The following is a 21,340-nucleotide window of genomic DNA, read 5'->3' on the forward strand; positions in this document are numbered from 1 at the left end:
TGCTGGCTCTACGCGAAGAGGTAGCGTGTATGAAGCCCGAGGACTTGACGGGGATCGTCGGCTGGGGTAGCTACATACCGAGGTACCGGTTGCCCCTCAGCGAGATAACCAGGGTCTGGGGCTTCAACCCGGAGCAGCCGAGAGAACTAGACGTGGCCGAGAAGAGCGTCGCAGGCTACGACGAGGACGCCATTACAATGGGCTGGGAGGCGGCTCTAAACGCCCTCAAGAGGGCGGGTGTCAACCCTAAGGAGATAGGGGCGGTGTGGTTCGGGACCGAGAGCAAGCCCTACGCTGTCAAGCCCTCTGCCACCGTCATAGCCGAGGCCCTGGGTATAACGCCCTCCACCATGGCGTCAGACCTTGAGTTCGCGTGCAGGGCAGCGAGCGAGGCGATCAGGATAAGCATCGCGTCGGTGGCGTCCGGCCTCATAAAGTACGCACTAGTTATCGGCTCGGACACCGCTCAGGCAAACCCCGGCGACGTCCTGGAGTACACGGCCTCCTCAGCCGCCACGGCGCTGGTTATAGGTCCCAGTAGCGAGGCGGCCGCGGTGTTCGAGGCCAGCTACACCTACGTGACGGACACGCCCGACTTCTGGAGGAGGGCCCACGCCCCGTACCCGCTACACGGAGAGGCCTTCACCGGTGAGCCCGCGTACTTCCACCACATCGTGGGCGCTGTCAAGGGCTTGATGGAGAAGACGGGGCTCAGACCCAGCGACTTCGACTACGCGATCTTCCACCAGCCCAACGGGAAGTTCCCCGTGCAGGTGGCCAGGATGCTAGACATCCCCGTCGAGAAGGTCAAACCGGGCCTCGTCACGCCGTTGATAGGGAACAGCTACAACTCCTCGGCTCTCATAGGCCTCTCCAAGGTGCTCGACGAGGCTAGACCGGGCTCCAGGATACTGCTCGCCCCCTTCGGTAGCGGGGCTGGGAGCGACGCGTACAGTATAGTGGTGACGGACAGGGTGTTGGAGAAGAGGGACAAGGCCCCTAAGGTCGTGGACTACCTCTCCAGGAAGAAGGTCGTCGACTACGCTTTCTACGCCAGGTCGAGGAGCCTGATCAAGCGGATAGGGTGACCGGTATGAGGTTCTCTATACCCAGGTATTGGCGTGAAAGGCAGACCTACTACAGGCTGAAGGCCGCGAAGTGCCTGGACTGCGGCCGCGTAGTCTACCCCTACAACGACAGGTGCCGGCTCTGCGGGTCCACGAGAGTGGAGGAGGTGGAGCTACTGAACGAGAGAGCAGTCCTGCTGACCTACACGGTGATCTACAGCGCCGCCGAGGGGTTCGAGGACAAGAGGCCGGTCGTGATAGGCATCGTGGAGACCACTGAGTCGAAGGCGAGACTGTTGACTAGGATAACAGACGTAGACGTGAGCGAGCTGAAGACGGGCATGCTACTCGAGCCTGTACTGAGGAGGGTAAACGAGGACGGGGAGTCGGGGCTCATATACTACCTGGTCTCGTACAGGCCGGTAGTGAAGTAGCGCTGTAGAGCCCCTACTGTTTTTCGCCCGCCGACCCTACGAGGTGTTTAATAGCCTCGACCTGGGCCCTCAACACCTTCTCCTCGAGCCCGTCCACCACTATATTGGACCAAGGCGGCTCTGAATCGGGGTCGAGCCCGTTGAAGACGTAGCGCAGGTCTACACCCCTCTCTCTCGCCAACTTCACCCAGTTCGCGTAACCCCCGCCTCTCAGCGACCACTCCAGCACTAAGTCGGCGACCTGCTCGCCGCCCAACGAGAGGGACGCTTGGACGAACGAGGTCTTCACGTTGAACTCCCTCACTCTGGCGAACCCCCTCAGCTCCCTGTCTACCAACTTCTCTAGCCTCGAGAGCCTGTCCAGGCCCATCATACCGATGTAGGCGAAGGGCGTCCTGGCCTTGGGTATTAGCGGGTTGAAGGACAGGACGAGCCTCCTACCCCGCTCCTTTGCCATGCTCGCGAGCTCCCTGGCAATCCTCACAGTCTCGAGCACGTCCTCGGCCCCCGTCCCCTTAACCCCGTATATCAAGTAGAGCTTCACGTCGAAACCGGCTCTGACGACCGACCCGACCTTGTGTTTGGCCAGCTCCACGAGCCCGGGGTACTTCATCAGGACTCTCTGGGCGAAGACGCTGAAGGACTCCGGGGCTAGGGTGAGCTCCCTCTGCCCCACCTGCCTTATCAGCTCCAGCACCTCGTCGCCGAGCTTCTCGAGCCTGAGGGAGGGTAGGACAGCCCTCACACCCCTCCCGGCCAGGTACTCTAGGACTTTCACGTCCTCTCTCGTCACAGGGAACGAGAGAGCGTACAACACCACTCTCTCGAGCCGGTTGTACTCGAGCCCCTTCTCGACGAGCTCGACAGTCTTCTGGAGAGACCTGTGCCTGAAGGGCTGGAAGAGCCTAGACTCCATGCAGAAAGAGCAGTGGAACAGGCAGCCCCGGGAGAGCTCGAGCTTGAACCCGAGGCCGAAGGCCGGCTGCCTGTCGGGGTCGAAGACCTGCCGCACAGGGTACTCGACGTCGTCTAGGCTGGGCGCGTACCTCCGCACCGCCCCCTCGTTGAACCCTGGGACGTAGACGTAGTCTAGCTGAGACAGCTCCTCGAGGACGGCCTTCTTCCCCTCGCCCGCCCTAGCGGAGATGGCGTCGACCACCCTGTCGATCGTGGCCTCGACCTCGCCTACCACGAACGCGTCGACCACCCTCGTGTACGGCGCTGGGTTGGCCATGACGACGGGCCCGCCCGCGATCACGGGTATCTCTCTATCCTCCCGCCTCGCTGGCAAGCCCGAGGACTCCAAGATCTCGACGAGCTCGACGACGTCCAGCTCGTAGTGTAGCGTGGTAAACACCGCGTCGAAGTCCCTCAGCGGGCTACCCGTCTCTATACTCCTGTACCCGGCACCTACCTTATCCGCGGTGAACCTCTCGAGGTAGACGTCCTCTCTTCTGTTGACGTACGTGTATATGATGTCGTGGGCTAGACTAGACGTCATCACCTCGTACTTACCGGGGTAGACGTACGCGACTCTCGCGTTGACCCTGAGGGGGTTTTTCAACACCCTGTTTAACTCGACCAGCTCGAACACCGCGGCTCAATATTGTGATCTCCGCACTGTCTTTAAAAACTACGTATAAACGGATAAGTATGATATATACACACTTGGGGACGTAAAGCTTTTAATATATGATCAGGATAACTGCTAACTGGGCTCTGTGATGCCCGCTTACGACAAGTTTTATAGTAGGTTGGCTGTCGGTATTAAAGCCTCGGACATCAGGGAGTTGCTCGCGATCATAAAGCACAGGAAGGACGTGATAAGCTTCGCCGGGGGTATACCAGACCCGAAGCTCTTTCCCAAAAGCGAGCTGGCCGACATAGCGAGAGAGGTCATACTGAAGTACGGCGACGACGCCCTCCAGTACAGCGAGACGAAGGGCCTGATCGAGCTGAGAGAGATACTCTCGGACTTCATGAGGAGGACGAAGGGGATCCAGACAGACGCGGAGGACCTCATCATAACGACAGGGAGCCAGCAGGCCCTGGACATCGTGGCCAGGGGCATGATAGACCCAGGCGACGTCGTCGTAACGGAGAACCCATCCTACCTCGCAGCAATAGGGGCTTTCAAGATAGCAGGTGCCAGGCTGGTGGGGGTCGAGATGGACGAGCACGGTATGGACACGCACAAGCTGGAGGAGAAGCTCAGGTCGCTTAAGAACAGCGGTGAGAGGGTGAAGTTCATATACACCATTCCCGTGGGCCACAACCCCGCAGGCACCTCCCTCACGCTCGACAGGAAGAAGCACATCATCGAGTTGGCAGAGGAGTACGACGTGATGGTGGTCGAGGACGACCCCTACAGCTACATAATATACGAGGACGGCGCAGACACGACGCCCCTGAAGGCCATCGACAAGTACGGCAGAGTCATCTACTTGAGCACCGTGAGCAAGGTGCTGGCCCCAGGGCTGAGGATCGGCTGGATCGCCGCGTTAGACGACCTCACGAGGAAGTTCGAGCTGGTCAAGCAGTACCTGGACCTCCACAGCCCGACCCTCACGCAGTTCATCGTGGCTGAGGCTGTGAAGAAGGGCCTGATAGACAGGATGGTGAAGGTCGCTACACCCTACTACAAGTCGAAGAGGGACGCCATGCTCTCGGCTATGGAGGACTACCTACCGGACTACGTGGACTACACGAAGCCCATCGGCGGCCTATTCATATTCGTGAAGGTCAACAAGGAGGGCTTCAACACGACCAAGCTCCTCGAGGTCGCTATCACCAAGTACAAGATCGCCTACGTGCCGGGCGCCAGCTTCTTCGTGGACGGCACAGGTCACAACACGATGAGGATCAACTTCAGTTACCCAACGTTCGACGAGATATACGAGGGCGTGAGGAGGCTGTCTGCTTTAATCAAGAACGAGTAGGGCTCGCAGCCCCGCCCTGCTCGCCACCAGCCTGGCTCTTTTCACTGGGCCCGGAGACCCTCAGTATTGTGCCGAGCCCCCTCGGCGGGAGGAGGCCTACAGCCTCCTCGACGCTCTTCACGTTGAAGACTTTGACCAGACTCAAGGCCCTCTCGGCCAGCCTCCTCGCCTCCCCGCCGGTCGCGGGTGTTACGGTGTCGAGGTAGACGACCACCAGCTCTCTCGACAGGCCTAGGCGCAGGCTCCTCGTGCCCGAGAAACCCGAGACCACGAGCCTCCTCAGCGGGCTCCTGTCGGCTAGGTCCCACAACGACGGCGCGGCCTCTACTACCACGAGCGTCTCCAGGTCTAGCGGCAGGTCGCCGACGTTCCTGAAGGCCCTGAGACCCAACTTCTTAGCCTGGGCGAGGCACTTCTCGCACAGCAAGTACGGTTCTAGCCCCTTGTCCCTCAGGGCGATCGCAGTCATGATCCCGACGACGTTACAGCCTAAGACGAGTGTGTTCCCCTCCGACTTGCCCGCGAGCTCGAGGGCGTGCGACGCGTAGGGCTCTAGCAGGTTGACCGGCTCCAAGGCGGGGTAGGTCCCGTAGACCCTCTTGGGGTCGACTTGAAAGTACGTCGAGAGGCAGCCGTCCACGTCGAGGACGCTCCTCGACCCCCCAACGAGCGGGTTTGTGACTATGAACTTCCCCGTTAAGTGAGGGTGCTCGGGCGCCTCGATCACCCGACCGGCGCAAACGGAGCCCAGAAGCCTCGGGAGGATGACGGGCTCGCGCCCTTCCAGTAGCTCCTCGTCCTGGAAGCCCACGTAGGCCATGCTGTTCTTGACTAGCACCATGCCTCTATTCAGGACTACCGCCGGCATGTCGGAGTAGCTTAAGGAGCCGTCGTACACCACTGCCTTGTTCCTCAAACACTACACCCTGCGCTCACGTGACGAGGGCTTCAAGGTATTTATGTTACCCCGTACTGGGTTTATTATTGTGATGAAGAACCATGAGTTTCCACTGGGTCAGTAGAGAGGCGAGGCTGAAGATAATCGACGTCCTCCTGTCATCTAGGAGTATAAAGCAGCTGGCCTCCGAGCTGGGCGTCTCCCCGACCGCTGTACGGAAGTACGTCTACAGGCGGGCGTACCCCGACGACGAGGTGATCTCCAGGGCTCTGAGCATACTGGCCCCCTACGAGAAAGAGAAGGTATACGAAGTCCTGGTCGAAGACATATTAAGCTCGGTTAAGACCTTGATCACCATGATAGACGACCCGAGACTGAGGAAGAAGGCGAGAGAGAGGATAGTTGAGTCGGTCGCAGGGGAGTGAAGAAAAAAGGCCCCTACTAGCCACTGGGAGGGTCGTAGGGGACTACGAGACGCTCCTCAGGTACGTCGAGCTCGCGCGAGAGAGAGGTCTTAAGCCCGAGGACTACACCTTGACGAGGGAGGACATGGAGTACGCTATGCGCATCTTCGAGGAACGGAGGAGCCTTTTGGAGGTGATCGACGCGTTGAAGAGGAAGTTCGCAGCCAGGCTGGACTGTAGGCTGGCCTCCGAGGCGATGAGGCTCAGCAAGGGCGTGGTGGTGCCCGAGAACCAGGCCTGCGACTACGTGTCGTCCCTGTACGCGGGGTGGCTCGTCGAGGCGTGCGAGACGCTCGGGCTCGTCAGGCTTAGAGAGGGCTGGAGGTAGAGGTGGCCGCACGTGCCCCCATCGAGGAGGCTTGTGGAGAGCCTCATCGACGCGGGATTAAGATACCTGAAGAGGAGACTCGGGCACACGGAGCTCGCGGGGGTCGAGGTCAAGTCGTCCAAGATAAACTTGTTCTTCCGCGTTAGGGAGGAAAAAGTTGTTAAGGTTGTAATCAATATTAGGAAAAACACCGTTAGAGTTTACTCTGGAGCAACGAGCCTGGACATAGGGCTGAAGAGAGTCCTCCAGAGGGTCTTGGAGTGGAGGGGTGACGCGGGTGGAGTCTAGCCCCCACAGGGAGAGGGTCAAGCTAGCCGTCTACTTGCTGAGCAAGTTCATACACAACATCGAGAACATAGGGAGGGCGGACGCCGTCGAGATGCTGAGAAGGGAGTACGAGAGGCACGGCTTGAAGCCGATAATGGGGAAGTCCGTCCCAAGCGACATATACGACAAGGAGATGGCGACCATCTACGTGATAGCAAAGTACGGGCTCAACATCGACAGGGACTACCCGGAGGTCTTGAAGAAGATCTTCTACATCGAGGAGGCGCTCGAAGAGGCCCTGTCGAGCTTGATGAGCGGGGACAAGGAGAAGGCGAAGAGCATACTCAAGGGCGTCTCCCCAACCAACGTCGTCGACAGCAACACGGTGGCCAGGATGCTGAGGCTCCCGCTCGTGAAGTTCGTACTGGGGTTCATGAGCGAGGAGGAGGTAGCGAAGGTGTTCAAGGTAGTCTCGGAGACCATGAGCGAGGAGGAGAAGACGATCAAGAACTACGTCAGGTTCTTCATCGCGCTGAGGATAGCGGAGGGGATAAAGAAGGGCGAGATCAGGAACAGGACATTTAAAGAGGCATTCAAAAGAGCACTAGCGATAAGGCTGGGGTTCCCCAAGTCGACTCCCAGCGACGACTACATAGCCGTTATAGCCGAGAACGTCTTCGGGGTTCCAAAAGAGAGGCTGCGGGAGGTGCTGTCTCTAGAGGAGGGTCAGGAGACCTCCTCCACCCCGCCCACTTGAAGCTGTACGCCCAGCTTCTTCAGCTTCTCCATTACCTGGTCGTAGAGTATCGCGAGCATCCTCCTTATGTCCTCCATAAGCACCACGTCGCTGTAGCCGTGTACTACTATCGAGTGGGCGAAGGGGCTGGGCACGTCTACAGGCCCGAAGAGCCTGACCTCTACCTCCCCCTCCCTCACCCACTCGAGGACCTTCCTGGCCTCGTCTATGTGCATGTAGTCCTCTAGGATCTCCCTGTACGTCTCCTTCAGGACGGGGAAGTTCTCTATCTCCTCGACGGCCTTAAGGAGCTCTTCGGCGTTCACCTGGAGCTTCTGGATACTCCTCTCCACGTCCCTGTAGCGCCTGAGGAGCATAAACGACCTCGTAGCCACGTGCCTGAACCTCCTCTTTAGCAGCTCAGTCCTCCTCAAGACTCTGACCAGGATGTCGTAGAGCTCGTCGGGGTTTATCGACTTGAAGAGACCCACCCAGTCTGCGCTGGGGTGGCCCGGGAGGGTCAGCATGAAGCCGTTGTCGGTTACCGTGATCTTGACGTTGGCTCCCACAGTCTTTGAGACGATGTACGCGTACGCCCTGGACAGGGCGTCGTTGGCTCTCCTACCGAAGAGGCTGTGGACTATCACGTTGCGCCTGTCCTCCTCGTCGAAGACCTCGATCAAGATCAGCTTGTCGCTCGGTATGAGGCCCCCAGTGTAGCTGTACTGCTCCCAGACGTACTCCACGACGGACCTGGCAGCGTCCTCGTCTAGGTTGTACTCCTTCGCGACGAACCTCACCGCCTCCTCGAAGCCGTCTCTCACTAGCTTGTCGGCTACTTCCCGCCTGAACCTCCCTACGAGCAGGGCTGAGTCGAAGGCTAGCGGGAGCATCTCGCTGAACCAGCTGGGCACGGTCGGCCTAGCCCCGTCAGCCCTCCTCACCAGGACCTTCAGCCCCTTACTGCCGAGGTACTCGTAGACCCTGCCGCCCAAGACGAAGAGGTCTCCCGGCGTCAGGTACTCCACGAAGGCCTCCTCGAGGTCTCCCACGTACTTGCCCTCAGTAGTGAAGACGTGGGCCTTGCTCTCGTCGGGTATCACGCCCAAGTTGAGGTAGTAGATCATCCTCGTGCTCTTCTTCTTCCCGAACACCCCCTCCTCTTCGTCGAGCCATATCTTCGAGTAGACCTTGTTGTACTCGTAGAAGTCGCCGAGCTGGCCTGCGAGGTACTTCACAACGCTCACGAAGTCCTCGTAGGGGAGGTCGTGGAAGCTGTAGGACCTCCTGACCAGCTCGTACGCCTCCTTGAGGCTCCACTTCCTCTCGAGCGCCATCCCCACTATGTGCTGGGCTAGGACGTCTAGCGGGTTCCTGGGTATCCTTATCTTGTCGATCTTCCTCTCCATGGCCGCTTTAGCGAGGACAGCGCACTCGACTAGGTCGTCCCTGTCCACCACGATCAGCCTGCCCTTGCTCACCTCCCTTATGTGGTGCCCCGCACGGCCGACCCTCTGCAAAAGCCTCGTAACGCTCTTCGGGCTGCTGAGGAGCACCACGAGGTCTATGTGGCCGATGTCTATCCCCAGCTCCAGGGAAGTAGAGCTCACGACGCACTTCAGGGCCCCGTTCTTCAGCTTCTCCTCGATCTCCAGCCTCACGTCCCTGCTGAGGCTGCTGTGGTGGGCCTCAATCTCGTCGACGTCTACGACCTTCTCGCTCTCCATGATCTTTCTGAGCTTGTACACGACTCTCTCCGTGGCGCTCCTAGTGTTCGTGAACACCAGCGTCGTCTTGTGCCTCTTGATCATCCCGATCAGGGTCTTGTATATAGCCTCGTTCACGGCCTCGGCTGGCGTATGTATCAAGTCCTTGACGGGGGCGATCACCCTTATGTCGATCGGCTTCGCGAACCTCGCGTCGACGATCACGCAGTCGCGGGGCTCGTCCCCGTCTCTGTAGCCCACGAGGAACAACGCGACGTCCTCTAAGGGGGCGATCGTCGCGCTGAGCCCTATCCTCTGTAGCTCTCTGCCCGTCAAATACTCGAGCCTCTCTATACTGAGGCTGAGGTGGCTACCGCGCTTACTGGAGGCCAGCTCGTGTATCTCGTCGACCACCACGACCCTAGCGTTCCTCAGTTTCTCGCTGAACTTTGGCGCGTTCAAGGACAGCGCCAGGCTCTCGGGGGTGGTTATTAGGATGTGAGGCGGGTCTCTCAGCATCCTCTGCTTCTCGCTCTGCTTTGAGTCGCTCGTCCTCACGGCGATCTTGATCTCCGGGAGTTCGACTCCCTGCCTCTTCGCCTCTTCCATTATCTCCTTGACCGGCTCGTAGAGGTTCCTCCTCATGTCGTTGTTCAGGGCCCTGAGAGGGCTGACGTAGACGACTACGATGCCCTCGGGGAGGCTCCCCTTCTCGAGGTACTCCTTGTACAGGTTGTTTATGATCCCGAGGAAGACGGCGAGGGTCTTACCCGTCCCCGTGGGCGAGGATATCAGGACGTTCCGTCCCTGCATAATGTACGGTATAGCCATCCTCTGCGGCGGGGTCATCCTGCCGTACTTCCGAGTAAACCAGGCTCTCACGAAAGGCAGCAGCATGCCCAGGACTTCGTCGTCGCTGAGGTTGTCCTTGGCATACTCCATTAGAAGCCGCGACCCCTCCAACCTACTATACTAAGGTTTGGATTTAAACCGGGCTATTTCAACCCGATGATATCTCTAGGCCACCTTATTAAAGTATATACAACGCTGACCGTGTACATGCCTGTAATAAGAGACAGCAGGACGTACTTACGGAGAGCGACGAGGAATAAGACGACCACTAAAGCCACTAGTAGCGCCAGCTCCCCGGAGACCCCACTCACGCGCATCCTCCTCTCGAAGAGCCCTTTCGGGGTCCTCTTATACTCCTGTCTCACCCTGGCAAGGGCCTTCATCACACCCCTGAGTATCGGCACCGACAACGCGACTGTGACAGCGGCCATTCTCCCCTGGTTAACAGCGCTCTCTCTCAACCCGGCTCTCAGGGTGTAGGTCTCCACAGCAGCGAAGAGGGCCTGGGAGAACAGCCAAGCCCCGGTGACAAACGCGTACTTGGCCGTATAGTCCACTCCTCCCAAAAGGCTCGCGGCCACGGTGACGGCGAAGCCGACCCAAAGGAGGAGTACTACAGTGTACTGGCTCAAGAACAGCGCCGACTCGAACTTGCCGACCAGGCTGACCGGGCTTCTCAGGAGGGCGCCGAGCCTCGCGAGCAGGACGTCCGTAGCCCCGTAAGCCCACCTCTCCTGCTGCACCCTCAAGGAGCTGTATCTCGTTGGGGCCTCGACGTAGACCCTACACGAGTCTACGTATTCGACCCTGTAGCCCCTCCTGTACAGCCTCACGCCCAAGTCCATGTCGTCCTGTAACCTCTTCTCGTCCCACCCGCCAAGCTCCTTCAGCACGCTCGCCTTGAATAGAGTACCGGTGCCGAGGGGGAAGATGTTGAGCGAGAGGGCGGACCTCGCCTTGAACAACACGTTAACTACGTACTCCATGTTGTACGCCAGCGCCTCGCTGAGCCTGCTACCCTTGTTCCACACGCTCCACCTCCCCACAACGCCTGCCAGCCTCTCGCTAGACTTGAGTAGAGAGACCCCCCTCAGTATGAGGCAGGGGTCGAAGAAGGAGTCGACGTCCATCACGTACACGTACTCCCCTGTTGAGGCGGACAGGCCCACGTTGAGGGCGCCCGCTCTAAACCCCCTCGGCTCGCTCCTCCAAACGTAGTAGACCCTGAGCCTCCCCCTCCACTCGTCTACGAGCCTCCTGAGGTACTCGAGGAACTCGGGCGGGTCGTCGGAGACTATGATCACCTCGAAGTTCACAGTACCGCTGAGCTCGCTCAACCTCTTCAGCGCCGTCTCGACGTAGTCGGGGGGCTCACCCTTCACGGGTATAATAATGGAGACCGTTTCGCCCAGGTAGGCTTCAGACCCCCTCTTCTCGGAGTACCTCTTAGAGTAGAGGCCGAGTAGGCTGTAGAACGCGAAGAACAGCGTCTGCGGCAGGAGAAACAGGGCTACCCCGATCAGTCCTGTCGAGTCGAGCGGGCTCAAACCTGGCACCAGGATAGACTTAATAGATAGCCCACAGCTATTTTAGTGTGAGGGGGCCGTTTTGGTCACCATTACGTGGCACGGGCACGCGTGCGTGTCTATAACCCTCTCCAACGGCTACACTATTGTCATAGACCCCCACGACGGGGGTAGCCTGGGCTTAAAGCCCCCATCGGTCAAGGGCGACTTAATTCTCGTCACGCACGCCCACTTCGACCACAACGCCGTGGAGGTTGTGAGGAAGGACAAGAGCAGGGTCCTAATGGAGTTCGCAGGCGAGAGCAGGCTCGACGACGTGGTGGTTAAGGGCTTTGTGACGTACCACGACAAGGCGCAGGGCAGGCGGCGAGGGAAGAACTACGTCTACGTGGTGCGGGCTGAGGGTGTAAGGGTAGCTCACCTAGGGGACATAGGGCACGTGCCTTCGGGCGACGTCCTAGCAGAGCTTACCGGCGTAGACCTGTTAATGCTCCCCGTCGGCGGGACCTTCACCATAGACGCGAGAGAGGCCTGGGAGACCGTCGAGAAGGCGAAGCCCGTCAACGTCATGCCTATACACTACTGGGTGAAGGGGCTGAACCTGCCCTTAGCCCCCGTCGACGAGTTCCTGAAGCTCGTTAGAGGCTACGAGGTGGTCAGGCTCCCCACCAACACCTTCAAGCTGGAGGAGTATAAGGGCAAGGTCGTCGTCCCTTCGCCGCCTTAGTGGTGGACTTGAGCGAGGAGGTAAGACACTACGAGTCGGTAGGGAGCGAGCTCGAGGCTATTAGAAAGGCGAGTGTTGAGTTTATGGTCAAGAAGATGGCGTTGAGGAGAGTAGATGCGGAGAAGAGGGTTAACGAGATATTGTTGATCTGGAACGTTATAAGAGACTACTTCAGATGGTTTAAGAATAGGTGATGACTACTTTAGGCCGCCGAGTTGGAGGCGATGAAGAGGGATCAACCGGCTGAGTACACGCGTGCCGACCGGCTAAAGCCCCGGCACCGGGGCCCCCAGTCTTCGGGGCCTGCCCGGTTTAAGCCGGTTAGGTCCCGATATTGGCATTGAGGGGCTAGGTGGTCGAATGAGCTACACGTGGGAGCCGCGCTGGGAGAAGTTCAGGGTTGAGTCGCACGGGATAGTCTTCTGGACGTGTCGCGACAGGATAACCGGGATGATCACCTGCCCGATATGCGTCAACGCCCGGGAGACCTGCCTCGGCGGGGGGACCGGTAAGGGGAAGCAAGAGCCGGTCTTCTTCTACACAGTCGAAGACCTCATATACCACATACGGGACTACCACGCGAGGAGCGCGTTCAGGGCTAAGTCTCGCTAGGGGGCGGGAGTTGCGTGGAAGGGTCTGCGTCTACGGGAACCCCACAGTGGACGTCATCGTGACGAGCCGTGGGGTCGCGGTTAGGACCGGCGGCGGGGTCTACTACACCGCGCTCTCTCTTCTCGACGAGGGCGTTAAACCAGAAGTCTACTCCGTGGGCCCCCACTGGCTCTTCCTAGTCAACGGGCTGATGGAGTTCAAGGTGAACCCCTCCTACTCGACCTCCTCGATGGTGTTCAGGATAACCTACCTCGACACGGAACGGGTGATGGAGGTCGCGGAGATGTCTCCACAACTCAGCAGTGTAGACGAGCACTCGGGCTTGTGCTACACGGTGGTCAACCCAGTGCTGGGAGAGGTTACGCCGAGCCTGTTGAAGAGCCTGAGGATCAAGTCGATCGTCCTAGCAGGTGACGTACAGGGCTTTGTAAGGGAGAGGAGGCTGGGCCCCCTCGCCTTGAGGGGGAGCGGGGACGTGCGCGAGCTCGTAGGGGTTTTCGACGTGCTACACATGGACGCTGCTGAGCTCCTCGCGTTGACCGGGTCGAGCAGTAAGGACGAGGCTCTCGGGAAATTGCGTAAACTGCTACGGGACGGCTACGTAGTCGTAACGGAGGGGTTCAAGCCGCCTGTAGTCGTCCACAGGGAGGGTTTCGAGGTAGTCGGGCGGGAGCGGGTGAGGGTGGGGGACAAGACGGGGTCCGGGGACTACTTCCTGGCCAGGTTGTTCGTTGGAGTCGTGGAGGGGCTACCAGTGAAGGAGGCCGTCGAGTACGCGCTCGAGGAGACGGACAAGTGGCTTTTGGAGAGGGACAGGAGGTAGTGCTTCATCGCGGGGCTCCACCCTACTCAAGCTCCCTAAAAAAGCCCTGTACACTAAATGCCACTGCTGGAATCCTAATGTTACTCGTATGGTGGTCTACTCGTTTACTGTGTGCTGAAATAGCCATACGAGCCCGCTGAAAGCTGGCGGGCTTTGCCCAAATCGCCCTGGGTGGAGCCCCGCTCTGCAATAGTGTTTTTGTTTAAAGACCCTTATAAGCGTGAGAATAGGAGTCTAAACGTAGGCAATAGCTACTTCACGAAACCCATCTTCACCCCGCGACCCGTACACGGCCGCCTCCTCGCTCCTCGGCCTCGTCTTGAGGCCCAGCCTGTCCTCTATAGCGTTCACGAGCTCTTCTTCTGTAGGCGACCTCCCTATGAACATCAGCCTCCCGTTGACGAAGACCTTGGGGTAGTCCGAGGCCTCCGCTAGCATGGGGTCGAGGAGCCAGTCGTGAGAGGGTGTCACGACGACCCAGATACCCCTCTCGAGCATCTTCTCAGCGACATCCCAGGCAACTCTAAGCGCCTTGTCGCTCTCCTCGTCGAACCCCAGTACTAGGTAGATCTCTACCTTGACGTCCGGCTCCTCCAACAAGACCACGCCCTGTCACAGGCTTAACTAGACCCGGGATCTCTTTTAAAGCGCTGAGCAGGCGTTGGTCGCGGTGAGGCCCGTGTGTACAAAGGGGTGGGCTACAGGGGAGCGCCTCACGCGACTTTCTCTCTCTTAACAGGGTGTATAGCGTCCTTCGGGGCCTTGTTGAAGGGCTCGAGGTACTTCCTCAGAACTTTGGGCACGACTACCACGCCGTCCGGCTCCTGGTAGTTCTCGAGTATGCTCGTTATAGTCCTCGTGCTGGCTATAGCCGTCGAGTTCAGCGTGTGGACGTACTCCTTCACCATCCCCTTCCTCCTCACAAGCCTAATCTTCAGCCTGTAGGCCTGCCAGTCCGTCACGTTGCTGCAGCTCACCATCTCCCTGTACAGGCCCTGGGCGGGCATCCAGGTCTCGAGGTCGTACTTCTTCGCAGCGGGGGCTCCGAGGTCCCCGCTGGCTATGTTCACGACCCTGTACGGGAGCTCCAGGCCCTTGAACAGCTCCTCGGCGTTGTTTATCAGCTCCTCCATTATGTCCCAGCTCTCCTCGGGTTTGGCGAACACGAACTGCTCGACTTTGTGGAACTGGTGTACGCGGAAAATGCCTTTCAAGTCCCTGTTACCGGCCCCCGCCTCCTTCCTGAAGCACGGGCTGACACCCACGTACTTCAAGGGGAGGGCCTCTTCTGGTATGTCCTCGTTGGCGTGTAGTGCGGCTAGGCTGTGCTCTGCGGTGGCGATCAGGTACAGGTCCTCGCCCTCGATCTTGTATATGGCGTCTTTGAAGGTCGCGTAGTCTATGACGCCCTGTATGTACTTGAACCTCAACATGTACGGGGGTAGGACGAGGGTGTAGCCCTTCGAAGTCAGGTAGTCTATAGCGTACGCGAGCAGGGCCATGTCCAGGAATACTATGTCGTCGAACAGGTAGTAGAACCTGCTGCCAGCCACCTCGCCCGCTTTGACCGTGTTGCCTAGCCCTAGCACGTTCTCTAGCATGTCGGCGTGCCCAACGGGCTTCCAGTCGATCAGCTCGTAGTCGACCTTGAACCCGTACCTCTCGGTCTGCTGCTTGAACTGCTCCAGGAAGCCCGTCCAGACCTTGGGCCTCCCGTAGAACCTGATCGGGACGTTGTACGAGTCGTCTGGGCCGATCGGGACGCTCTCGTGGACGATGTTCGGGAGCTTTAGCAGTAGCTCCTCCCTCCTCGCCTCGACTTCGCTGAGCTTCTTCTCGTACACCTCGATGAGCGACAGTAGCTCCTTGGCCTCCTTGATCTTCTCCTCCCTCTCCGGGCCCTGTAGCCTCGAGACCTCTCTGCTGATCAAGTTGTGCTTGTGCCTGAGCTCCTGTATCTCCGCGAGTATCCTCCTCCACTCCAAGTCCGCCTTGAGGGCCTCGTCGACTATGGAGACGTCCATGAACCTCTTCCTGACGTGGTTCTTCAGCTCCTCAGGGTTCTCCCTGAGAAGTTTGAGTATACTCCAGCTCACGTAGCTCGCCCCGCGTCACAATGTGAATTGAAAGGGGTGCGGATTGTAAAAATCTTTTGGTCGCTAGTACTCGAACCTCTCCGACTCCAACTGTCTCTTGTACTCCTCCACTATGTCGTATCCGAACCTCTCCTTGAACATCCTCCTGCCCTTTTCGGTCATCATCAGCGGGTTCCACGGGGGGTCGTAGACGAGCTCTATTTCAACCTCAACCCCTAGTTTCTTCTTCAACTCCTCCTCGACCATGAGCGGCAGTATGTTGGCGAGAGGGCAGAACGGGGTAGTCAGAGTCATTCTTACCTTGACCTTGTTCCCGCCGACCTCGAGGCCGTATATCATCCCCAGGTTGTAGACGTCTATCCCTATCTCCGGGTCTGCTATGGTCTCGAGGATCTCTATGACCCTCTTCTTGAGTTCGTCGTCGGACGGCCCGCTCATGGAGGACACCTACAAGCCCAGCAGCCTCCTCCACCAGCTCCTCTTCTCGGGCTTGGCCGAGGGGATCCCGTAGGCGGCCCTCATGAACTCCCTATAGGCTCCCGTGGGGTGCGTCGAGTAGAACTTGGCTAGGCTGTGGAGGGTCTTCAACTCGTCTACCGTGGCGTAGTCCAGGGGTATCCCCTTGTAGCCGTTGCTCTCCCACTCCTTGTTCAGCCTGTCCATTATCGACTGCACTCTCTCGTCGCTGTAGAACGCCATCTTGACCTCCACGTCCCTGCTCTCGTCTATCAACCTTACGATCTCGCTCTTCAGCTTGGCCGCCTCTTCGCTCATCTCAATCCTCCACAAGGTCTTCAAACCTAAGCTTTGTTAAACCAGCCTGTTTAATCTTATCGATCGCCCAGCCGAGCCTCTCGGTCAAGACCATGATGGCCGCCTGCGGCGGGATCACACCGACCTCCGTGATTATAGCGTCAATGTACTCGGGTGGGGTGACGTCAAAGGACGGGTTTAGAACCCTCACGTTCTTGTGCTTCTCCAACCACTCGCGGGGGACTACCTCTGTTGGGTCCCTGAACTCTATCGGCACCAGCTCTCCTATAACGGTCATCGGGGAGAACTTGTAAGTCTCAGCCGCTACGAACACCCTAACTCTAGCCTCGTGAGCGGCTAGCGCGACCTGGCTAGTCCCTATCTTGTTCACTACTGCCCCGTTGCTCGTTATCGTGTCGGCGCCGATCACGACCTGGTCGACCTCGTGCATGATGTACCTCACGGCGCTGTCCGGGATCTGAACCACCGGCACCCCGTTCTCGAGCAGCTGCCTCGTAGTTATCCTCCCCTGGTAGAAGGGCCTCGTCTCCGTGCTGTAGACCTTCACCACCCTCCCCTGCCTGTAGGCCTCCGTTATCACCGACACCGCTGCCGTGCTGTGGCAGTGCGTCAGTATAACGGAGTTCTCCCTGATCCTCTTGCTCCCGAACTCGGCTATCCTCTTCACAGCGTTGAGGCTGTCTTCGATGAACTTGTTTGCTGCGTCTATCACCCCCCTCCTCAGCTCGTCGAAGTCGCTTGTCTGCCGGAACACCGCCTGCATAACGTACATGACGGCGTTGGGTAGGCTCACCGCGGTCGGCCTCGTCTCTATAAGGGTGTCGGCCACCTTAGCCATGTACCTCCTGAAGACCGAGGGCTCTCTCTCGCCTTGGTACTTCTCCGCGGCTATCCTCAGAGCCTCGGCAGCAGACCTCGCTATCTTACCAGCACCCCTGATCCTCATCGACCTTATCCCTTCGGCTATGTCCAGTACCTCTTGGGGTATGGTGCTCAACTCAACCACCTCCCAACAACTCGGCGAAGAGCGAGTCCAGGGGCTTCAGCTGCGGGGGGTAGGTCCCGTAGATCGTCTTGACCAGGATGGGGATCGACTGGGGCGGATACAGGCCTAGCTCGGTCGCTATGCCGTCCACCATGTTCGGAGGGGTTACGTCGTAGAGAGGGGCCCTAGCAGTGTACTTCTCGGGCATCGCCCTCCTCGTCTCCTCGTCCATGAGCAGCCTCCAGTCGCCCTCGGGCAGCTTTACCAACTCGCCGTAGATCGTCTCGAGGCTGATCTTGAGCGTCGGCGCTATCGCGAAGAACCTGACCCTGGCCTCGCTAGCGGCGAGCGCCATAAGGCTCGTGCCGACCTTGCTGACTATGGCCCCGTTCGCGGCCACGGCCTCCGCGCCCGACACTACCTTGTCAACGTTCTTCATAAAGAACCTCGCAGCGGAGTCTACGACGAGGTACGTCTCAACCCCGAGCTTGTCGAGGTAGTCTGCGAGTACGAGCCCCTCCATGCCGGGCCTGGACTCGAGGACGTAGACGCTGAACTTGACCTTGTTCCTCACGAGTATCTCGAAGAGCCTCCTCACGGCCACGCTATTGCTGTTCGTCATGATGACGTCCCCGTCGACGATACGCTTAGCCATCACCTCGCTGGCAGCCCACAAAGCCTTGTCGTACCTGTCCCTGAACCCCTCGACGAACTCCCGGACACCCGTGCACCCGTTCTCCCTAATGTACTCCAGGATGGACCTGATCGTGTTGAACAGGCCGGCGGAACCCGGCCTCTCCCTGGCGTAGAGGAGGTACTTCTCCTTCAGGAACCTCACGAGGTCTCTGCAGTCCCTCCCACCGGCCACCTTGAGAGACTCGTTCAAGAGGTCCATTAGAAGCTCACTACCCGTAGCCCTCGGGGCGAAACCGTGCTTAGAAAGCTCGCTCATCCCGTCCACGCACTCCAGTTATTGTATCAAGTATATCGCTCACGCTTCTTTTAAACTCAGCACCGTGACCCAGGGGATGGACGTTGAAAACCTTGATCGGCCTCCCGGCTATCTCGACTACGCTCAAGGAGCGAACGACCCACGGCCTTCCAGGGGCGATCACCTCGACGGCTCTACAGTACTTCCGCCCGTCGTACAGCGCCGCTCTCGTGGGCGCTACGACAACGACGTAGTCGGCTGTGCAAGAGCCGGGTGTCGGCGCCGAGACGTCGTTGTACCCCTCAATGATCAGGTGGTCGTAGCCTCCGAGCAGCTCGAGGAAGCGGTCTACCTCAGCGTAAGTAGATGGGTCGTCTAAGAGCTTCTCGAGGCCCCTCGTAGTGGTTCTCTCGATCGCCCCTCCGCCCGCGACGGCCTCCAGTACCCTCGAGAGGAGCTCGGCCGAAACAGGCGACAGCCTGGCAACGTTGTCCTCGACCATGTAGTACACGTGCTCGACGACGCCCCCTCTCAACCTTGTGAAACGCGCCATCACGGCCGTACCTAGGCTGGAGCTCATCAAGTCCACGTAGGCTCTGGGCGTCGTCTTCGCGCTGAAGGGGTCGATCGGTAGTGAGAGGACGTCGACCGGGTTTAAGATGGCGGCTTTTTCGGTGAGCCCGAGCCTCTCAGCCACCACGTATACGTCGTGGCCCACCAGGACCCCTAGCGAGACCGTGTACTCGAGGGTGTCCGCCTGAAACCAACCGTTGTGGCCGGCCACCGGCTTGAAGTAACCGGCCTTGAGACCCCTCTCCTTCATCTCCTCGACGAGCCCCAAGACGAGCGTCGTCTTCCCAGACTCGAACGGGAGTAGGCCTGCGACGAGCAGCCTCATGGCCGGGACAAGGCCTCGCCCCATCTTTGCTGGAGCCCAGCACCAAATTAAACTGTTCGCGTGGGGCGATCCGCCTCTCCAGGTAGTCTTTTTAATTTCGTGTGCTGTTTAAACTAGGATTAACGGTGGTACAGCTGTGAGTAGAGCTTACCCCGTGCTAGTAGTACTGGTCATCGCTTTGTCGTTGTTGGTCAGCTTAGCCCCGGTGGAGTCACAGAACCTCTCTCAGACCATGAGGCTGATCGTAGTTTACGCCCCCGGTGCGGACCTAGGCCTGCTGAACGCGACGGGGGCTCTCAACGCCAACAGCACGGTTGTCGAGGTCGTGAGACCCCAGCCCCCCTACGACTACCTCTACCACCTGCTTAAGCTCGTTGACCCCTCGCTCGGCCTCGCCACTGTAGTGGTGAACGAGACGACGGCTCTCGTCGACAACAAGCCGGTCGACCTCGTCTCAGCTGTCAACCAGTCCTTCGTCAACGAGGTCTGGGGAGGGAACTTCACGGTGTTCATAGGGGTGCCTGGTGTCAACCCGAACTCGACGGCCATGAGTATAAACCCGTACTTCAACATTACAGGCAACTACATACCCCCACAGCTGTTCACAGTGGACGTCAACGGGAGCGTCTACTGGAGCGCCCTCAACACGTCGATCGTCTTGACAAACACGAGTAGCGGCCTGGCGCTCAACCTCACCAACTACGACGTCGTACAGCAGTTCGACAACAAGACGCTGGAGACCCCGAGCTTCGCGGTCTCGGTGCCCGCAGGGCTGAACGTCTCCCAGGGGATGTACTACCTCAAGTTCAAGATAGTCTCTATCTCGGGCAACAAGGCCACGCTCTTCTTCCCGGGGACGCTGAAGTCCAGCGGGTGGCTCAACAGCTTCTACGGCAGCTTCACAGAGCCCGTAGTCCTACTCGAGCTCTACCCCCGGGACCTGCTCAGGTCTCTACCGCTCGACGCCCTTGTCTGGGCGTACAACCAGTCCTGTAAGTTCTACAGCGCACTAGTAGTCAAGGCCACCTGGTACACTAGCGGCGGCTTCTACTTGATGTACTACCCGTTGTTCCAGAGGCTCAGCGCCTTAAAGGGCCTGGTGGACGAGAATACCTACAACACCCTCTTGAACATGACCGTAACCAACGTCCTGTCCATCGTGAACGACTTCCGCACCTTCCTAGGCATCAACTCGACGGTCGTAGTCTACAGCCCGTTCACAGTGGTCGCGGGCGGGGCTAGCATAGGCCTCCCAGTCGTCCAGCCAGGTGTTTACGACGCCACGTCGAGCCCGGAGGCTATAAGCTCGCTGGTAGCCCAGGGCTACAGCCTGGACGTGGTCAGGTACGGCACGAGGGTCCTGGTCGAGGTGAGGGATTACAGTAAGCTCGGGTACTCGGAGGGCCTCGCCCTCGTACTCAGGCCGGCGGGCTTCAACCAGACGCTGGCACTCGGCGGCGTGGTAGACCAGAGGGTGTTCGAGACGCTCCTGCTCTCGTACTCGAGGCTCTACTACCCCTCCGCCTCGGCGCTCGTCTCGACAGGCTTCCAGATGCAGGGCTACATCGACAACTTGACGAAGACGGTCGACAGCCTCAGGACGCAGGTGGCCAGCCTGAACGAGACGGTCAACGTCCTGCTGGTCAACGCGGGGAACTGCAACGCGTCTGTTGCGAACCTGACCGTGAAGCTCAACGAGTACGAGAGCAGGATCGGGCAGGCGGAGAACATGCTCAACCAGGCCAGGCTCTACGTGACGATGGGTCTAGCCGCTGTAGTGGTCCTCAACGTGGGTCTATACGTAGTCTTGAGAAGGGGCCTCAAGTACTCTAGCTGACGCCTAGCCCGCCTTAACACGAGGGTTTTTCACCACGTCTTGAGAGCCGCGTAGACTAGTACACCGCTAATCAACCAGGCGAGAGCCTCCCCCTTCCAGTCCCCCGACTTTAGAAGCCTCGGGCCGTACATCCTCCTGCTGAAGGGGTAGAGCAACGCGACGCCCTTGAGAGTCAGGGAGTCGAGGAGCAGGTGGCTCAGCCAGCCGGCGAGGAAGCACACCGTGCCCAGGATCCGCGTCTGGGCGTCCACCCCCGCCATGGCTAGGACCGAGTAGAGGCCTAGCGAGACTATCGAGGACGACAGCAGGTTGTGGAGGGCTACCCTGTGGGCGTGGCGCAGGTCGAAGTCCGGGAAGACGCCGCCGAGGACCCCGAGAAGCGAGAGTAGAAACAAGTCGGAGGCGGAGAGCCTACCGACTAGGAGCCCCGCTGAAAACCC

General features: G+C 59.1%; 24 protein-coding genes. 12 read left to right on the forward strand and 12 right to left on the reverse strand.

The features are described from left to right. The first annotated feature begins 29 nt into the window (after positions 1-29). Both ACP5VX_RS03640 and ACP5VX_RS03645 read left to right on the forward strand, forming a co-directional pair. Positions 30-1,088 (forward strand): hydroxymethylglutaryl-CoA synthase, encoded by a 1,059-nt coding sequence (locus ACP5VX_RS03640; RefSeq protein WP_428724562.1) that lies wholly within the window; start codon positions 30-32, stop codon positions 1,086-1,088. A 5-nt stretch (positions 1,089-1,093) separates the two neighbouring features. Further along, the gene (locus ACP5VX_RS03645) at positions 1,094-1,501 is read left to right on the forward strand and encodes a Zn-ribbon domain-containing OB-fold protein (RefSeq protein ID WP_048163315.1); all 408 of its coding nucleotides are present in this window, start codon (positions 1,094-1,096) and stop codon (positions 1,499-1,501) included. 13 nt (positions 1,502-1,514) lie between these two features. Here the strand turns inward: ACP5VX_RS03645 and ACP5VX_RS03650 are convergent, their stop codons facing one another. Beyond that, positions 1,515-3,095 (reverse strand): B12-binding domain-containing radical SAM protein, encoded by a 1,581-nt coding sequence (locus tag ACP5VX_RS03650; protein ID WP_428724540.1) that lies wholly within the window; start codon positions 3,093-3,095, stop codon positions 1,515-1,517. A 130-nt stretch (positions 3,096-3,225) separates the two neighbouring features. Between ACP5VX_RS03650 and ACP5VX_RS03655 the strand changes: the two genes are divergently transcribed. After that, the gene (locus ACP5VX_RS03655) at positions 3,226-4,440 is read left to right on the forward strand and encodes a PLP-dependent aminotransferase family protein (RefSeq protein ID WP_428724541.1); all 1,215 of its coding nucleotides are present in this window, start codon (positions 3,226-3,228) and stop codon (positions 4,438-4,440) included. Here the strand turns inward: ACP5VX_RS03655 and ACP5VX_RS03660 are convergent. Next, positions 4,427-5,356 carry a hypothetical protein gene (locus ACP5VX_RS03660; protein ID WP_428724542.1) on the reverse strand — a complete coding sequence of 310 codons (930 nt, stop codon included), beginning with the start codon at positions 5,354-5,356 and terminating at the stop codon, positions 4,427-4,429. The genes ACP5VX_RS03655 and ACP5VX_RS03660 overlap by 14 nt on opposite strands. Positions 5,357-5,439: 83 nt before the next feature. Here ACP5VX_RS03660 and ACP5VX_RS03665 point away from each other — a divergent pair, with 83 nt between their 5' ends. Genes ACP5VX_RS03665 through ACP5VX_RS03680 form a run of 4 tightly spaced genes read left to right on the forward strand, consistent with a single transcriptional unit; the run spans position 5,440 to position 7,154 of the window. Beyond that, a complete protein-coding gene (locus ACP5VX_RS03665) occupies positions 5,440-5,763 on the forward strand; it encodes a DNA-binding protein (RefSeq protein WP_428724543.1) in 324 nt (107 codons plus the stop codon). Then, on the forward strand, positions 5,741-6,130 hold the full coding sequence (locus tag ACP5VX_RS03670; RefSeq protein WP_428724544.1) for a hypothetical protein: 390 nt from the start codon (positions 5,741-5,743) through the stop codon (positions 6,128-6,130). The genes ACP5VX_RS03665 and ACP5VX_RS03670 overlap by 23 nt, the downstream gene beginning before the upstream one ends. 12 nt (positions 6,131-6,142) lie before the next feature. Continuing rightward, a complete protein-coding gene (locus ACP5VX_RS03675) occupies positions 6,143-6,418 on the forward strand; it encodes a hypothetical protein (protein WP_428724545.1) in 276 nt (91 codons plus the stop codon). Further along, positions 6,408-7,154, forward strand: coding sequence for a DUF2192 domain-containing protein (locus ACP5VX_RS03680; RefSeq protein ID WP_428724546.1), 747 nt, complete (start codon positions 6,408-6,410; stop codon positions 7,152-7,154). Before ACP5VX_RS03675 ends, ACP5VX_RS03680 begins: the two co-directional genes overlap by 11 nt. Here ACP5VX_RS03680 and ACP5VX_RS03685 read toward each other — a convergent pair. Both ACP5VX_RS03685 and ACP5VX_RS03690 read right to left on the reverse strand, forming a co-directional pair. Continuing rightward, on the reverse strand, positions 7,124-9,781 hold the full coding sequence (locus tag ACP5VX_RS03685) for an ATP-dependent helicase (RefSeq protein WP_428724547.1): 2,658 nt from the start codon (positions 9,779-9,781) through the stop codon (positions 7,124-7,126). The genes ACP5VX_RS03680 and ACP5VX_RS03685 overlap by 31 nt on opposite strands. A 53-nt stretch (positions 9,782-9,834) precedes the next feature. Further along, positions 9,835-11,238, reverse strand: coding sequence for a glycosyltransferase (locus tag ACP5VX_RS03690; protein ID WP_428724548.1), 1,404 nt, complete (start codon positions 11,236-11,238; stop codon positions 9,835-9,837). 61 nt (positions 11,239-11,299) lie between these two features. Here ACP5VX_RS03690 and ACP5VX_RS03695 point away from each other — a divergent pair, with 61 nt between their 5' ends. From ACP5VX_RS03695 to ACP5VX_RS03710, 4 genes are all read left to right on the forward strand, one after another. Beyond that, on the forward strand, positions 11,300-11,944 hold the full coding sequence (locus ACP5VX_RS03695; RefSeq protein WP_428724549.1) for an MBL fold metallo-hydrolase: 645 nt from the start codon (positions 11,300-11,302) through the stop codon (positions 11,942-11,944). Positions 11,945-11,952: 8 nt separating this feature from the next. Continuing rightward, positions 11,953-12,138, forward strand: coding sequence for a hypothetical protein (locus ACP5VX_RS03700; RefSeq protein ID WP_428724550.1), 186 nt, complete (start codon positions 11,953-11,955; stop codon positions 12,136-12,138). A 166-nt stretch (positions 12,139-12,304) separates the two neighbouring features. After that, on the forward strand, positions 12,305-12,556 hold the full coding sequence (locus tag ACP5VX_RS03705; RefSeq protein ID WP_428724551.1) for a hypothetical protein: 252 nt from the start codon (positions 12,305-12,307) through the stop codon (positions 12,554-12,556). A 10-nt stretch (positions 12,557-12,566) separates the two neighbouring features. Beyond that, positions 12,567-13,379 (forward strand): PfkB family carbohydrate kinase, encoded by an 813-nt coding sequence (locus ACP5VX_RS03710; RefSeq protein ID WP_428724552.1) that lies wholly within the window; start codon positions 12,567-12,569, stop codon positions 13,377-13,379. 234 nt (positions 13,380-13,613) lie between these two features. Here ACP5VX_RS03710 and ACP5VX_RS03715 read toward each other — a convergent pair whose 3' ends face one another. The 7 genes from ACP5VX_RS03715 to ACP5VX_RS03745 all read right to left on the reverse strand — a co-directional run bounded on the left by ACP5VX_RS03715 (position 13,614) and on the right by ACP5VX_RS03745 (position 19,087). Then, entirely contained in the window at positions 13,614-13,976 is a 363-nt protein-coding gene (locus ACP5VX_RS03715; RefSeq protein WP_428724553.1) for a hypothetical protein, read from the reverse strand. Between the two features lie 116 nt (positions 13,977-14,092). After that, positions 14,093-15,475 (reverse strand): serine--tRNA ligase, encoded by a 1,383-nt coding sequence (serS, locus tag ACP5VX_RS03720; RefSeq protein WP_428724554.1) that lies wholly within the window; start codon positions 15,473-15,475, stop codon positions 14,093-14,095. A 63-nt stretch (positions 15,476-15,538) separates the two neighbouring features. Continuing rightward, positions 15,539-15,913, reverse strand: a complete 375-nt coding sequence (locus ACP5VX_RS03725) for a metal-sulfur cluster assembly factor (RefSeq protein ID WP_428724555.1) — start codon at positions 15,911-15,913, stop codon at positions 15,539-15,541. Between the two features lie 9 nt (positions 15,914-15,922). Further along, complete coding sequence (locus ACP5VX_RS03730; RefSeq protein WP_428724556.1) at positions 15,923-16,273, reverse strand: hypothetical protein; 351 nt, start codon at positions 16,271-16,273, stop codon at positions 15,923-15,925. After that, a complete protein-coding gene (locus ACP5VX_RS03735) occupies positions 16,251-17,255 on the reverse strand; it encodes a ribose 1,5-bisphosphate isomerase (RefSeq protein WP_428724557.1) in 1,005 nt (334 codons plus the stop codon). Before ACP5VX_RS03735 ends, ACP5VX_RS03730 begins: the two co-directional genes overlap by 23 nt. Then, positions 17,248-18,186: a translation initiation factor eIF-2B gene (locus tag ACP5VX_RS03740; RefSeq protein ID WP_428724558.1), complete on the reverse strand. Its 939-nt coding sequence runs from the start codon at positions 18,184-18,186 to the stop codon at positions 17,248-17,250. The genes ACP5VX_RS03735 and ACP5VX_RS03740 overlap by 8 nt, the downstream gene beginning before the upstream one ends. Then, positions 18,170-19,087, reverse strand: a complete 918-nt coding sequence (locus ACP5VX_RS03745) for an ATPase (RefSeq protein ID WP_428724559.1) — start codon at positions 19,085-19,087, stop codon at positions 18,170-18,172. The genes ACP5VX_RS03740 and ACP5VX_RS03745 overlap by 17 nt, the downstream gene beginning before the upstream one ends. Before the next feature lie 112 nt (positions 19,088-19,199). On the opposite strand from ACP5VX_RS03745, the gene ACP5VX_RS03750 reads away from it, so the two are divergent. Continuing rightward, positions 19,200-20,900: a hypothetical protein gene (locus tag ACP5VX_RS03750; RefSeq protein ID WP_428724560.1), complete on the forward strand. Its 1,701-nt coding sequence runs from the start codon at positions 19,200-19,202 to the stop codon at positions 20,898-20,900. A gap of 29 nt (positions 20,901-20,929) precedes the next feature. Here ACP5VX_RS03750 and ACP5VX_RS03755 read toward each other — a convergent pair. After that, positions 20,930-21,340: metal-dependent hydrolase (locus tag ACP5VX_RS03755; protein ID WP_428724561.1), on the reverse strand; the 411-nt coding region annotated here is incomplete at its 5' end.

The sequence above is a fragment of the Thermogladius sp. genome (genome assembly GCF_049970955.1).
In the GTDB taxonomy this organism is placed as follows: Archaea; Thermoproteota; Thermoprotei_A; order Sulfolobales; family Desulfurococcaceae; genus Thermogladius.

Bases quoted from the DNA above. Each gene is read 5' to 3' on its own strand.
- ACP5VX_RS03640 (WP_428724562.1), top strand. From the start codon at position 30: ATGAAGCCCGAGGACTTGACGGGGATCGTCGGCTGGGGTAGCTACATA.
- ACP5VX_RS03645 (WP_048163315.1), top strand. From the start codon at position 1,094: ATGAGGTTCTCTATACCCAGGTATTGGCGTGAAAGGCAGACCTACTAC.
- ACP5VX_RS03655 (WP_428724541.1), top strand. From the start codon at position 3,226: ATGCCCGCTTACGACAAGTTTTATAGTAGGTTGGCTGTCGGTATTAAA.
- ACP5VX_RS03665 (WP_428724543.1), top strand. From the start codon at position 5,440: ATGAGTTTCCACTGGGTCAGTAGAGAGGCGAGGCTGAAGATAATCGAC.
- ACP5VX_RS03685 (WP_428724547.1), bottom strand. From the start codon at position 9,781: ATGGAGTATGCCAAGGACAACCTCAGCGACGACGAAGTCCTGGGCATG.
- ACP5VX_RS03705 (WP_428724551.1), top strand. From the start codon at position 12,305: ATGAGCTACACGTGGGAGCCGCGCTGGGAGAAGTTCAGGGTTGAGTCG.
- ACP5VX_RS03725 (WP_428724555.1), bottom strand. From the start codon at position 15,913: ATGAGCGGGCCGTCCGACGACGAACTCAAGAAGAGGGTCATAGAGATC.
- ACP5VX_RS03740 (WP_428724558.1), bottom strand. From the start codon at position 18,186: ATGAGCGAGCTTTCTAAGCACGGTTTCGCCCCGAGGGCTACGGGTAGT.
- ACP5VX_RS03745 (WP_428724559.1), bottom strand. From the start codon at position 19,087: ATGGGGCGAGGCCTTGTCCCGGCCATGAGGCTGCTCGTCGCAGGCCTA.